Source organism: Campylobacter parajejuni, from assembly GCF_046764905.1.
Classification (GTDB): Bacteria; Campylobacterota; Campylobacteria; order Campylobacterales; family Campylobacteraceae; genus Campylobacter_D.
The window spans coordinates 143,576-156,856 of the sequence record NZ_JBKORB010000005.1 but is presented as its reverse complement, the minus strand read 5'-3'; the positions used below and the strand labels follow the sequence as shown (position 1 = coordinate 156,856).

At 34.5% G+C, this 13,281-nt stretch carries 17 protein-coding genes; 10 read left to right on the top strand and 7 right to left on the bottom strand.

Annotation, left to right across the window (positions count from 1 at the left end):
• The 5 genes from ACLL8X_RS06510 to ilvE all read right to left on the bottom strand — a co-directional run.
• On the bottom strand, positions 1–1,044 hold a 1,044-nt coding region (locus ACLL8X_RS06510), incomplete at its 3' end, for a cache domain-containing protein (protein ID WP_411990111.1).
• 250 nt (positions 1,045–1,294) lie between these two features.
• A complete protein-coding gene (locus ACLL8X_RS06505; RefSeq protein ID WP_411990110.1) occupies positions 1,295–1,804 on the bottom strand; it encodes a DUF2393 family protein in 510 nt (169 codons plus the stop codon).
• A complete protein-coding gene (locus ACLL8X_RS06500) occupies positions 1,804–2,334 on the bottom strand; it encodes a DUF2393 domain-containing protein (RefSeq protein ID WP_411990109.1) in 531 nt (176 codons plus the stop codon). Before ACLL8X_RS06500 ends, ACLL8X_RS06505 begins: the two co-directional genes overlap by 1 nt.
• A gap of 10 nt (positions 2,335–2,344) precedes the next feature.
• On the bottom strand, positions 2,345–3,436 hold the full coding sequence (locus tag ACLL8X_RS06495) for a prohibitin family protein (RefSeq protein WP_411990108.1): 1,092 nt from the start codon (positions 3,434–3,436) through the stop codon (positions 2,345–2,347).
• 9 nt (positions 3,437–3,445) lie between these two features.
• Positions 3,446–4,360: a branched-chain-amino-acid transaminase gene (gene ilvE, locus ACLL8X_RS06490; RefSeq protein ID WP_411990107.1), complete on the bottom strand. Its 915-nt coding sequence runs from the start codon at positions 4,358–4,360 to the stop codon at positions 3,446–3,448.
• A gap of 154 nt (positions 4,361–4,514) precedes the next feature.
• Here ilvE and ACLL8X_RS06485 point away from each other — a divergent pair, with 154 nt between their 5' ends.
• The 5 genes from ACLL8X_RS06485 to ACLL8X_RS06465 are packed head-to-tail and all read left to right on the top strand — an operon-like array spanning position 4,515 to position 7,866.
• On the top strand, positions 4,515–4,718 hold the full coding sequence (locus ACLL8X_RS06485; protein WP_411990106.1) for a tautomerase family protein: 204 nt from the start codon (positions 4,515–4,517) through the stop codon (positions 4,716–4,718).
• Complete coding sequence (locus ACLL8X_RS06480) at positions 4,712–5,503, top strand: alpha/beta hydrolase (RefSeq protein WP_411990105.1); 792 nt, start codon at positions 4,712–4,714, stop codon at positions 5,501–5,503. The genes ACLL8X_RS06485 and ACLL8X_RS06480 overlap by 7 nt, the downstream gene beginning before the upstream one ends.
• 3 nt (positions 5,504–5,506) lie before the next feature.
• Positions 5,507–5,959, top strand: coding sequence for a thioredoxin-dependent thiol peroxidase (gene bcp, locus ACLL8X_RS06475; RefSeq protein WP_411990104.1), 453 nt, complete (start codon positions 5,507–5,509; stop codon positions 5,957–5,959).
• Positions 5,959–7,038, top strand: a complete 1,080-nt coding sequence (locus ACLL8X_RS06470) for an epoxyqueuosine reductase QueH (protein WP_411990103.1) — start codon at positions 5,959–5,961, stop codon at positions 7,036–7,038. The genes bcp and ACLL8X_RS06470 overlap by 1 nt, the downstream gene beginning before the upstream one ends.
• Positions 7,039–7,041: 3 nt before the next feature.
• Positions 7,042–7,866 (top strand): hypothetical protein, encoded by an 825-nt coding sequence (locus tag ACLL8X_RS06465; protein ID WP_411990102.1) that lies wholly within the window; start codon positions 7,042–7,044, stop codon positions 7,864–7,866.
• On the opposite strand, the gene ACLL8X_RS06460 is transcribed toward ACLL8X_RS06465, so the two are convergent.
• Together ACLL8X_RS06460 and ACLL8X_RS06455 are read right to left on the bottom strand one after the other, a co-directional pair.
• A complete protein-coding gene (locus ACLL8X_RS06460; protein ID WP_411990101.1) occupies positions 7,853–8,221 on the bottom strand; it encodes a hypothetical protein in 369 nt (122 codons plus the stop codon). The genes ACLL8X_RS06465 and ACLL8X_RS06460 overlap by 14 nt on opposite strands.
• Before the next feature lie 9 nt (positions 8,222–8,230).
• Positions 8,231–8,737: a hypothetical protein gene (locus tag ACLL8X_RS06455; RefSeq protein WP_411990100.1), complete on the bottom strand. Its 507-nt coding sequence runs from the start codon at positions 8,735–8,737 to the stop codon at positions 8,231–8,233.
• Between the two features lie 241 nt (positions 8,738–8,978).
• Between ACLL8X_RS06455 and fabZ the strand changes: the two genes are divergently transcribed.
• Genes fabZ through mreC form a run of 5 tightly spaced genes read left to right on the top strand, consistent with a single transcriptional unit; the run spans position 8,979 to position 13,217 of the window.
• Complete coding sequence (fabZ, locus tag ACLL8X_RS06450) at positions 8,979–9,419, top strand: 3-hydroxyacyl-ACP dehydratase FabZ (RefSeq protein ID WP_411990099.1); 441 nt, start codon at positions 8,979–8,981, stop codon at positions 9,417–9,419.
• Positions 9,419–10,210, top strand: a complete 792-nt coding sequence (gene lpxA / locus ACLL8X_RS06445; protein ID WP_411990098.1) for an acyl-ACP--UDP-N-acetylglucosamine O-acyltransferase — start codon at positions 9,419–9,421, stop codon at positions 10,208–10,210. Before fabZ ends, lpxA begins: the two co-directional genes overlap by 1 nt.
• Positions 10,203–11,426, top strand: a complete 1,224-nt coding sequence (gene clpX / locus ACLL8X_RS06440) for an ATP-dependent Clp protease ATP-binding subunit ClpX (RefSeq protein WP_411990097.1) — start codon at positions 10,203–10,205, stop codon at positions 11,424–11,426. Before lpxA ends, clpX begins: the two co-directional genes overlap by 8 nt.
• A gap of 11 nt (positions 11,427–11,437) precedes the next feature.
• A complete protein-coding gene (locus tag ACLL8X_RS06435; protein ID WP_002851700.1) occupies positions 11,438–12,478 on the top strand; it encodes a rod shape-determining protein in 1,041 nt (346 codons plus the stop codon).
• Positions 12,468–13,217 (top strand): rod shape-determining protein MreC, encoded by a 750-nt coding sequence (gene mreC / locus ACLL8X_RS06430; protein WP_411990096.1) that lies wholly within the window; start codon positions 12,468–12,470, stop codon positions 13,215–13,217. The genes ACLL8X_RS06435 and mreC overlap by 11 nt, the downstream gene beginning before the upstream one ends.
• Positions 13,218–13,281 lie beyond the last annotated feature (64 nt).

Genomic DNA, 13,281 nt, shown 5'->3' with positions numbered 1-13,281 from the left:
GATTTTATGAATTTCATTCATATTAGAACCTACTCTAGCTTGTAAGACATCAAGAAGTTTATTAAGAACATTTTTAAGTTCAATGAGTTGTGGGTTTCTTGGATTAGCTGTAATTCTTGCTGTAAGATTACCACTTTCTACTACTGAAACTGTTTCTACACTTTCTTTTACAGCTTGATTATCTTGTTCTAAACCTTTTTTAGTAGCTAGAATGTTTTCATTGATGGCATTTGATATTTGACCAAATTCATCATTAGTTTTTACATCAATAGTAGCTATGTTCTTTGTTTTATGATTGATGAAATCAAAGAAGGAATTGATGTTTGACGAAATGGCAATGATGGAAAAATTGAGTTGTTTATAAAAAAAGAAAGCAAAAGGACAAATAGCAACAATGAGTAAGGTAGCAATGGCTAATGACTTGATAAATCCTGCTTGAAAATGCTCAGGGATAAGTTCCATTTCTTTTTGGATGTAAGGCTCCAGAGTATCGACATAAACGCCTGTTGAAATCCATATATCATCGGTGTTAGGTATCATAACGCTATAAGCATTTTTTTGAGCTATGCTTGATTGGCTTCCGCCCTTAGTAAAATCATAAAACACAAAACCCCCGCCATTCAAGGCTTTTTTGTATAATTCTTGAACATAATAAACACCATTGGCATCTTTAGCGTCTTTTAAATCTTTGCCGATTAAATCTTTTCTTACAGGGTGAGCGACATTGGTTGTTTTTTTATAAACGAAAAAATAACCGCTCTTGTCTTGTTCAAATCTAAAATTTTCAATGGCTTTATCGATGATGGCGATTTTTTCTTTTTCATTCGGGACATTTTCTAATAAATCACCTAAAGACTGAGCCATTGCTAGGGTTAAGGTTTGGATTTTGTTATTGACTTCTCCTTCTAGTATATCGCGGGACTCATTCATTAACATTTTTAAGCCATTTTGATTATTAACGAAAAAAGTTGCAAAAGTCGCTATGACAGAAATCAATGCTGCGAACGCTAAAAGAAGCATTTTACCACGGATTGTAAATTTCATAATTATCCTTTTTTAAATTTTTAACGAAAATTGTTCGCAATTATAATATTTTATTTATAAATATTTCTTTAAAATGTAATAAATATCAAAAAAAAAAAAAACAAAATTTAACTATATTTAAATATAAAATCCATAATATTAACTTATTGTTTAAAATTAAATTTAATTCTAATGGTAAGTAAAATTATAAAATTCTCAAAATATAAGGTATTTTTCTACAAAAGGCTTTTTTAAATCAACTTAGATGAATTTAAATACACTTAAGAGTATGATAAAATTGAGGATTGTTAAAGCTTGGTGGGAAAGGAACACTCGCACTAAATTCCTTATAAGTATGACCCGGAAGAGTGTTTATAATTTCTATGGTATAGGAAACGCTGGTGTTTTTCATCTGGGCATTTTTAAGATTTTGCTCTTTAAAAATTTCAGCACCGACTTCTTTTTGATTGAGTATGCTTAACATTAAATAGCACTTTCTAATGTCAAAGCGTGTGAGATTTTGAACCTTTCCGCTGATGATAACGCTTTCGTGTCTTAAATCCCTTGTGTAAGTGAGTTTGCTTAGTTCTGCTTGAGTGATGAATTGGTTAATGGTAAGAAAAATAGAATAAATAAGCAAAGCCGTGAAAATGCTTGCTATGGTATAACAAGCCAAAGCGATTTCTCTTTGCTTGATTTTTAAGAAAATCAAAAGACAAACTAGACCAAAACAAAGGATTAAAACGACAAAGACTATGATATGAAACAAAGTAATTTGCATTAAAAACACTCCGAATTTAAACGAATAGTGTAGTTATTGTCGTAATTAAAATTTTCAAAGGAAATTCTTTGGAATTGGCTTGTATTTTTTTTAAGCTCTTTTAAATCTTTACTTTTTTGTCTTAGGGGTAAAAATTTCTTTTTGTATTTTTCTACTATGCCATCATCTGGCAGTGCGTCTGTGAAAATTTTGGCTATGACTTTGCATTCTTTAAAATTATGCTTAGAAGTGTTAGTGATATTAAAATCAATCATCAAAGCTTGGGTGCTTTGTATCATTTTATGTTCGATTATGGAAGTTTGCCTACTTCTTGCTTCTTTGTCAATGAGTTTATAGCCATAAACATAGACTAAAAAACAAAGCACAATATCTAAGCCTATGATAAAAAGAGCTATCACAGGTCTATGACGTAAAAATACGCAAAGTAGTAAAACGCAAGTGAAAAGGAAAAAAACTAACAAAATCAGCATATAATCGACCAAGTATAAATGTGTGGTGTAGTAAAGCACGATTTCTCTTAGTTTTTCCACCCACTTATCCTTAGTTCATATTTGCAGAACTTTGCTTTTTCGCGTCCTTAGTATCCACCCATATATTTGGCACTGCTCCGCCCGGAGTTAAGAAAATTTTCGCATCTTGATTGACTTTTAAAGCTTCGTTAAATTCTTTTTGTGTTTCGATTTGCTTGAGATTAAGCAAAGGAGAATTTAAGCTATTGGCGATTTCTTTGTTAGAATAAGCCTGTGCATCTGCTTCGATTTTAACAGCTGTGGCTTTACCTTTGGCACTGATTATGGTAGCATTAGCTTCCCCTTCGGCTAGGGCGGCTTTTTTTAGGGCTTCTTGATTGGCTCTTTCGACTTCGTATTTGGTTCTTTCTGCTTCTTGTTTAGCGATTTGAACGCGTTCAATTTGCTCTTTTACCTTAGCAGGCAGTATAATCTCTCTAAGTTGCACAGCACGAAGTTCCACAGGCTCATTTGGCTGGGCTTCTATGGTCTTTCTAATGCCTTCTTCGATTTGGGTTGCAATAGCGTTGCGATTGGTTGGAAGCTCTTCAGCTGTGTATTTACCTACTACACTACGCACTACATCACGCACCACAGGGTCTATGATTTTATTTTCCCAGTTTAAACTCCAAGTTGCGATGGTTTGTGGGACTTGAAGGGGATTTAAGCGGTATTGCACTGTTACATCAATAGACACAGGCAAACCGCGAGAATCAAGCACCGAAATGCTGTTTTTGTTAATCACACCTGAGCCTGAAGCTAAATTTTCATTACTTCCTTCTATGGAAGCATAGTTGATTTGCCTTACTCTAGTATCGATGATGGTGATTTTTTGTATAAAAGGCATGAAAAAATGAAGTCCCGGCTCCAAAGGATTTGGGTCGTATTTACCTGTGGTTGATTTAATCCCCATTTCGCCTGAATTAATCACCATAAAAGGCTTTGCAACCACTAAAAACAAAACAACAATAATAGCCCCATAAATAAAAGGAGCCAATTTTCCAAAGCCCTTAAAATTAAACTCAGGAGCTTTGAAGTTGAAATTTTGGCGGTTGTTGTTTGCGTTATTGTTATTTGAATTTCCATTTTTTTTATTAAAATAATCATTTAAATCAGCTGGCATTTCTTTCCTTTAAATATAAGTTAGCATAGCGGCGTATTTTTCATGGCGTCCATAAACCACATCAAAATACGCATTTTGAAGTTTTTTTGTGATAGCACCCCTGCTACCCTTGCCTATAATTCTCGCATCGATATTGTTAATAGGCGTAATTTCAGCGGCTGTTCCAGTGAAAAATGCTTCATCAGCGGTATAAACTTCATCTCTTGAAATTCTTTGACGCAAGACACTAATGCCAAGGTCGTGAGCGAGTTTGAGCGTTGTGTCTTGAGTAATGCTTTTTAGGGAAAAATCATTAGGTGGAGTGATTAAAACCCCGTCTTTTACCATAAAAAAGCATTCTCCTGTGCCTTCTGCGATAAAGCCTTCTTCATCTAGCATTAAAGCCTCTTCATAACCTGCTTCAATGGCTTCGAATTTAGCAAGCTGAGAATTAAGATAATTCGCACTGGCTTTAGCCTTGCCCATGCAGGATTTTACGCTGTTTCTTGCAAAAGATGAAATTTTTACTTTTATGCCTTTTTCTAAGCCTTCTTCGCCTAAATAAGCCCCCCATTCCCAAGCAGCAATGCCTACTCTTACAGGAGCTTTTATATGATAAAGCCCCATAACTCCATCGCCTAAGAAAATCAAAGGGCGTATATAGACATTGCTTTTAAAATGATTCGCTCTTAAGAGTTCTATTTGAGCATTCTCAAGCTCTTTTTGAGAAAAAGGACAATTTAAAAGAGTGATTTTTGCAGACTCTAAAAGTCTTTTGGTGTGTTCTTCAAGTCTGAAAATCGCCAAGCCTTTATCTGTTTTATAGGCTCTAGTTCCTTCAAAAACTGCATTGCCATAGTGTAGAGAATGGGTTAAAAAATGCAAAGTGGCATCTTTAAAATCAATCAATTTCCCATCCATCCAAATTTTATCTGCTGATATCATTTTTAGCCTTGTAAATTGTATTTATTGAGTGTTTAAAAAAACTTTTAATTCTAGCAAAAGTAGATTAATGATAAGCTTTGCTTCTATGAAATTTTGAAATTTCTTTTTGGTTAAATTTGATTTGAGATAATTTATAAATTTTAAAGGAGAAAATATGCCAATAATTAATATCAAACTTGCTAAACCGGCTTTAAGCAAGGAAGAAAAAGCCCAGCTAATAGCCGATATAACCGAGCTTTTAAGCACTAAGTATAATAAAAACAAAGAAAGAACCATAGTGATGATAGAGGATATTGAAAATTATGATATAGGTTTTGGGGGTTTAAGCGTGGAGCAAATCAAAGCAAAACAATGTTAAGACTTGTTTGCTTGTTTTTACCCATTTTTTTGTGGGCTAAACCTGATTTGGATTATCAAAAAATAGAGCCTTTGAGTGCTTTAGCTCAAAAAAATTTCAACATAGAAAAGAACAAGTTAAATTATAAGGATAAAAGCTATCAAATTTTCATCGCACAGAGTAAGGGTGTTGTGGCTGTTAAAAAAGCTTTTTATATCCTTGATGCAAACAAGCATTTTCCTTTGCTTTTAAATGCCTTAAGTGAAGCTTCTAAGCCTTATATTATCATAGGTATAGGTTATGATAATGAGCTAGGCTATGATTTAGAGCAAAGGACAAGGGATTATACGCCTAAGGTTGAAGGCGAGAGCTTGGGCGGGGGTGAAGCGGAATTTTTTAATTTTTTAGTTCAAAAGCTTTTGCCTACTATCAAGGCTAAATATCCTAGCGTGGAGAAACAAGCACTTTTTGGGCATAGTTTTGGCGGACTTTTTACGCTCAATGCCCTTGTCAATCACGAGCTTATTTTTGATGCTTATTTTATCGCTTCGCCTTCGCTTTGGTGGGGAAATGCGAGTTTTTTACCTGCTCGTTTTAATCCTGCAAAATGTCCTGAAATTATGATTTTTAAAGGAACACTTGAGAATACAAGAAAGCAAAATGAGCTTAAAAGTTCGCAATTAGCTCAAAATTTACAAGAGCAAAGCGGGTGCGAGGTGTTGTATAGTGAGTTAAAAAACAAAAATCACGGCAGTGTTATTAAACCTGCCTTAATTTTGGCTTTAAATCAATTTTTAAAGGAGTAGAAAATGTTAAACATAGGCGATAAAGCCCCTGAATTTGAGCTTTTAAACCAAGATGAGATTAATATAGCCTTAAGGGATTTTAGGGGTAAAAAGGTAATTTTATATTTTTATCCTAAGGATAATACGACAGGCTGCACCACGCAAGCTTGTGATTTTACGCAAAATTATGAAAATTTTGAGAATAAAAATGCTGTGATTATTGGCATAAGTCCTGATAGTGTCAAGAGTCATCAAAATTTCATCGCTAAATTTAAGCTTAAGCATATTTTACTCAGCGATAGTCAAAAAGAAATCGCTAAAGCTTATGGAGCGTGGGGACTTAAGAAAAATTATGGCAAAGAATACGAAGGGCTTATTCGCTCGACCTTTGTCATCGATGAGCAGGGCAAAATCGAAGCGATTTATAGCAATGTCAGGGTGGCAAATCACGCCCTAAAAGTGCTTGAGAGTCTTTAATGCTTGTGCATATTTGTTGTAGTGTGGATAGTCATTATTTTTTACAAGAATTACAAAAGGCTTATCCTAAAGAAAAACTTGTGGGCTTTTTTTACGACCCTAATATCCATCCTTATAGTGAGTATGAGTTAAGATTTTTAGATGTGAAAAGAAGCTGTGAAAAGCTAGGAGTGAAGCTTTACAAGGGCGAATACGAGTATGAAAAATGGCTTAATGCTGTAAGGGGCTATGAAGATGAGCCTGAAAAGGGGGCTAGGTGTGAAATTTGCTTTAATTTTAGAATGGGTGGCAGTGTGGAATTTGCCAAAAAGCTAGGCGAAAAAAGGCTGACAACTACACTTTTAACCAGTCCTAAAAAGGATTTAGAGCAGCTTAAAAATGCCCTGCAAAAAGAATGTGAGCCTTATGGTATAGAGTTTTTAGCTCCTGATTTTCGTAAAAACGGAGGCACGCAAAGACAATTTGCCCTAGCCAAGCAAAGCCAACTTTATCATCAAAATTATTGCGGTTGTATTTATGGGCTTAAAAAACAAAAGCAAAGCAAAGCCTTTATTGATGAGCTGATGAGTCCTATAACTAGACAAATTTTACCTGCAAGTATAGAAGAGAGAATAAGGCTTTATAAAAGAGTAAAAGTCCTTGAAAAAAGGGGCATTAGCTTTACTCTTAGAAGAGAGAAATTTCTTAATTATCGGCTTTTAAGTGCTGTGCTAAAACGGGATAAAAGGGTCATTAAAAGTCATATTTTATTTTATTCGCATTTTAAAAATGCTTTAAGTAAATTTTCTCTTAGTGAGCATTGTAAGGGCATTTTTCAAAGTATGAAAGATGAAATTTGCTTGTGGGATTTTGAGTATTTGAATGCAAAATGCAAGCATAAATTTAAAAATTTTGATGATTTTTTAAGGCGTCCTTTGAGTATCAAGCAAGAAATAGCCCTAAGGCAAAAGCATTTTGCTCCTTATAATCTTTCACCCATTATTGTGATAGAAAGCCTAGAAAAAGGCACTTATGAGCTAGTAGCAAGGAGTGAAATTTATTTTGATAGCAAAGAAAGTATTGAAAAAGGAGAAGATTAAAAAATGAAGAAATTATTTTTATTGTTTTTGCCTCTTTTTTTAGTGGCTGGGGAATTAAACAAATATGGCTTTGAATTTAAAAATGGAGCTTATAACTTGGTGGAATTTAGCAAGGCTAAACTTTGTCTTAATAAGCTTTGCGAACTTAGTGAGCTTAAAACAAAGGGCGAAAAAAGCTTTATTAGTTCTTATAAAGATGAGCAAAATCAGGCTTTAAACAGCTATGAAAATAATCTTTTCTTCATAGAAAATACTAAGCTTACGCTAGGGGAGCTTGAACGCACTCAAAAGCTTCATTTTCAAAGCGACAAACAAGCTTTCGATGCACTTTTAAAGGATAAGGAGCGTTTTTTAAATGAGAAGAGTTATTTTGGCGATGAATTCCATCAAAGACTTAAAATCAGCAAAATCACAAAGGATAAAATTTTCTTTGAAAATTTTGTAACTTATAGTTATTCTCAAGCTGCACATCCGAGCTTTTATCAAAGTGGCTTTTCTTTGGATACTAAAAATTTCAAGCTTAAAAGCTATATTCTAGCTGATGTGATTAAAGACAGCAAAGAAGTTAGAAAATTCCTTACAAAGGCTTTAGAGCAATATTTTAATGAGGATAAAGCTTATGATTTGTTGCGAAAAAATTATTTTGATGAAGATGAATGGGGTTTTAATCTTTTTAAACAAGAAGTGGTTTTTAAACAAGATGGGCTTTATATTAATTTGCGTTCTTTGCTGGGTGAAGCAGGACGGAATTTGGACTTTTTCGAGCTTGATTATAAAAGCCTTAAAAGCTTTGCTAAAGGGGATTTAGCAAGGCTTATTCAAGATTAATGTGAGAGTATTCTCTCATAATTTTATTTTTAAAAAGCTCTATCTTTGTAGCAACACTTTGCATTAAATCAATAGAGCTTAAAACATTGATTTGTGAGACCTTATTGTGTGGAGTGAAAATTTTTTCTACAATAGCATATACATAGGCAGATTTGCGTAAATTTTCAGGTGCATTTTCAGGATTTTTAAGATGATGAACGCTACCTAGTAAAAAGGGGTCTGAATTCCAGCTTGTCAGTAAGAATTCCAAAAATTCTATATGGTCGCAATCTAAAAATTCCTTTTCCACTTCCAAAATATTATCAAAACCATTTGCGGCAAGTTTGTCATAGAAGTCATCGGCTAGGTTATTCATTATCAAAATTTAAGAAAAGATGATAATACCCAGCCTTAAAAGCATTAGCGAAGGTAAGATAACATGCAGTCTTTTGTCTTCTTCTAAAATCCAGCTTGAGATGAAAAAAGCTTCTTTTTGACACTCCTTTAAAAAATCTTCTCCACTAAGTCCATAGGGAGAAATATCGCAAAAACATTTGAGTTTATTTTCTTTTTTAACACCCTTATCGTCCCTTGGAAGTATGTCAAATTTAAAATTATCCCGCACGAATTCAGCCACAAGCACATTTTTCACTCCATTAGAGCCTAGTAGAGAAAAAATGCGTTCTAGCGGGGTATCGGGGTCGAAATTATAGAGGGGCGAACGCACACTTTCAAGTAAAATTTGCCTGTCGTATTCGTTGTTTTTGAGAAGTTCTAGCATTATGGGATTGGGCATATATACCCCATTTTCCCTTAAGTATTCGTTAAAAGCGATTACACTTTTAGGTAAAGGTGGTAGGGTGTTTATCGCTTGAAGTAAAAAATCTTTCATAAATTTTTCCTTAAAATATTTAATATCTGCAAAATTTATAACAAAAAGGATAAAAATTTAATATTTTTCTAAAAAATCAAAAAAAAAAAAAACGATTTTTGTTTCTTTTCGTAACAAAAATTTTAATATTTTAAGTTTTTTAAAAATATTAAAAAATAAAAATTTTTCAAAATTAATCAGCTAATTTTTAATGAATTTTTTATATAATAAAATTTTCAATTGTTCTTAAGGTTAATTTATAATGATAGATGTAATGCAAATTCAAGAAATACTACCTCATCGCTATCCTTTTTTGCTAGTTGATAAAATTACAGAATTAAAAGTTAAAGAAGTGGTGCGTGGCTATAAAAATATCAGCATAAGCGATAGTGTTTTTACAGGGCATTTTCCAGCTCATCCTATTTATCCGGGTGTTTTGATTTTAGAAGGTATGGCTCAAACGGGCGGAGTTTTAGCCTTTGAAAGTATGGAAGCTAAGGTTAATCCTAAGGAAAAAGTGGTGTATTTTACCGGTATAGATGGGGCGAAATTTAGAAATCCTGTGCGTCCGGGCGATAGGCTAGATTATGAAATGAGCGTGATTAAAAATCGCGGGAATTTGTGGATTTTCAAGGGTCAAGCTTTTGTGGATGGAAATTTAGTTGCAGAGGCAGAACTTAAAGCTATGATAGTGGATAAATGATGAAAAAAATTCATCCAAGTGCAGTGATAGAAGAGGGTGCAGAGCTTGGCGATGGCGTTGTGGTGGAAGCTTATGCTTATGTAGGTAAGGACGCTAAAATTGCTAACAATGTCATCATCAAACAGGGTGCTAGGATTCTTTCAAACACAAGCATAGATGAAAATTCCCGTGTTTTTTCTTACGCCATAGTGGGCGATATTCCCCAAGATATTTCTTATAAGGATGAGCAAAAAACAGGAGTCATCATAGGCAAAAACGCTACCATACGCGAATTTGTTACCATAAATTCAGGCACAGCTAAGGGTGATGGTTTTACTCGCATAGGGGATAATGCTTTTATTATGGCGTATTCTCACATAGCTCACGATTGTCTTTTAGGAAACAATATCATTTTGGCTAATAATGCGACTTTAGGCGGACATGTGGAGCTTGGGGATTTTTGCGTAGTGGGGGGACTCACGCCTATTCATCAGTTTGTAAAAGTAGGCGAAGGAGCGATGATAGCAGGAGCTTCAGCACTTTCACAAGATATAGTGCCTTTTTGTTTGGCAGAAGGAAATCGTGCGAGTATTAGAAGTCTTAATCTAGTGGGCTTAAGAAGGCGTTTTGATAAGGATGAAGTCGATAAACTTAGCAAGGCTTTTAAATTTTTGTTTAGACAAGGGGATTTAAAGGAAAATGCTAAAAATTTACTTGAAAAGCAAGAAAGTGAAAATATTAAAAAAATGTGTCAATTTATACTAGAAACCAAGCGTGGAATTCCTGTTTATAGAGGTAAAAACAATGCCTAGAAAATGTAGCTTTTGTAATGAGATGGAAAATTCACAAAGAAGAATTTTAGCCAACGAAAATGACAATGCTTTTATTTGTGAATATTGTGTTGAAGGTGCTTATAGCATTATTTACGGAGAAGAAAAAGAATTTAAAGAACCCAAACAAAATCCTAATATAGAATTTAAAGACCTTACGCCCAAAGAACTTAAAGCTTATTTAGACCGCTATGTTATAGGACAAGATAGGGCTAAAAAAGTTTTCAGTGTCGGGGTATATAATCACTATAAAAGACTTTTTAAAGCAGAACTTCAAGACGATGATACAGAGCTTTTTAAGTCCAATATCTTACTTGTTGGTCCCACAGGTAGCGGTAAAACCCTACTAGCTCAAACTTTGGCTAAATTTTTAGATGTGCCTATAGCAATTTGTGATGCGACTTCTTTAACTGAAGCAGGCTATGTAGGCGAAGATGTAGAAAATATTTTAACGCGTCTTTTGCAGGCTGCGGACGGGGATATAGAAAGGGCGCAAAGGGGTATAGTTTTTATCGATGAGATTGATAAAATCGCTAGAATGAGTGAAAACCGCTCCATCACCCGTGATGTAAGTGGAGAAGGAGTGCAACAGGCTTTGCTTAAGATTATAGAAGGAAGTTTGGTAAATATCCCACCAAAAGGGGGAAGAAAGCATCCTAATCAGGATTTCATACAAATAGACACGGCAAATATTTTATTCGTTTGTGGTGGGGCGTTTGATGGCTTAGAGACTATTTTAAAGCGAAAGCTTGGCGATAAGGTAGTGGGCTTTTTTGATGAAGCAAAAGAAGAAGATAAGGCTTTGCTTGAAAAAATAGAACCTGATGATTTGGTGCATTTTGGTTTAATCCCCGAGCTTATAGGGCGTTTGCATGTGATTGCTTCCTTAAATGAGCTTAATGAAGATGATATGGTGCGAATTTTAACCGAGCCTAAAAATGCTATTGTTAAACAATACCAAAAGCTTTTTGCCATCGATGGAGTGAATTTAAGGTTTGAAGAAGATGCTCTAAGGGCTATTGCAGGGCTTGCATTAGAAAGAAAAACGGGAGCTAGGGGGCTTAGAAGTATTATAGAAGAAATGATGGTGGATTTGATGTTTGAATTACCAGAATATAAAAACTATGATATAGTTATTACCAAAGAAGTTGTTAAAGACAATGCAAAAGCTTTATTAATAAAAAGAAAAATAAGTTAAAAAGGATAGAAATGATATTAGACCAGCTGATAGGATTTTTTTCTAGTGATATGGGAATTGATTTAGGAACAGCCAATACGCTAGTTTTGGTAAAAGATAAGGGCATAGTGATTAATGAGCCTTCTGTTGTAGCAGTTGAAAGAGAAAGATATGGCTCAAAAGCAAAAATTTTAGCCGTGGGAAAAGAAGCTAAGGATATGGTCGGTAAAACCCCGGGTAATATAGAAGCTATTCGTCCTATGAAAGATGGTGTGATAGCGGATTTTGATATGACTGAAAAGATGATTCGTTATTTTATAGAAAAAACACACCGCCGCAAAAGCTTTTTGCGTCCTAGAATTATTATTTCTGTGCCTTACGGGCTTACTCAGGTAGAAAGAAAGGCTGTGCGTGAGAGTGCTTTAAGTGCGGGAGCTAGAGAGGTGTTTTTGATTGAAGAGCCTATGGCAGCAGCGATAGGGGCGAGTTTGCCTATACAAGAACCTAAGGGGAATTTGGTTGTCGATATAGGGGGTGGCACGACTGAGATTGGTGTAATTTCTTTGGGTGGGCTTGTGATTTCAAAGTCCATCCGCACAGCTGGAGATAAGCTTGATATGAGTATAGTTAATTATGTAAAAGAAAAATATAATCTTATCATAGGCGAAAGAACGGGTGAAGAGATTAAAATCACCATAGGTTCAGCCATTCAGCTTCCAAAAGAGCTTTCTATGGTGGTAAAAGGACGCGACCAAGTAAGTGGGCTTTTAAGTCGTATCGAACTTACAAGCGAAGATGTAAGGGAAGCCATGCGTGAGTATTTAAAAGAAATTGCCGATGCTTTAAAAATGGTTCTTGAAATGATGCCACCTGATTTAGCTAGCGATATAGTCGAAAATGGCGTGGTTTTAACAGGGGGTGGAGCCTTAATCCGCGGTCTTGATAAATATTTAAGTGAAATCGTTCGTTTGCCAGTTTATATTGCCGATGAACCCCTTTTAGCCGTAGCAAAAGGAACGGGTAAAGCTTTAGAGGAAATTTCATTACTGCAACAACTCACCAATGAAGAATAAGATTTTTTATGTTCTTGTCTTAGCCTTTTTGGTTTTTATATCTTTTTATTATGGAGGACTTGTTAAACAAAGCGTTCTCCGTATCAATGATATAGTTATAAGCAATTTTTATAATATTAAAGATTATTTAGGGGAAAAAATTTCCCAACATTTTAATCAAATTGACCAAATTCAAAAATTAAAAGCTAGAAATAAAGAATTAGAAGATATTGCCGTAAAGGTAACTAGCTTTGCAAATCAATTAAATCGTATTTTAGAAGAGCAAAATTCTACAAAATATTTACCCCAAGTTTCTTTAACTAGGGCTATTTCTTATGTCCAGCTTAATGATTATAAAAAATTATGGCTTGATTGGAGTAAAATTCCTAGTGGTAAAAATCTAGGACTGATTTATCAAGGATATACCGCAGGTATAGCTATCAATAAAAATGGCAGAGCTATGGCTCTTTTGCAAGGAGATGGGGGCTGCGTTTTTTCTGTTTATATAGGAAAGTCTAAGGCTCCGGGCTTGATTCAAGGCGAAGATGATAAGGTTGTGGTTAAATTCATTCCAAAATGGGCGAAGATTAATATAGGAGATGAAATTCTAACAAGCGGACTGGATAATATTTTCTTTGCCGATGTGCCAGTTGGGATTGTTACGCATATAAGCGATGGGGATATGTATCAAAGTGTGGAGGTAAAACCCTATGCTAGAATTTCCATTCCTGCTTATTTGCATATAGTGGATAATTTATAAAGTATTTAAAGGGTTTTTAAACTAAAAAATTTATAAAAACAAAATGGTTTTTGATTTTAAAACT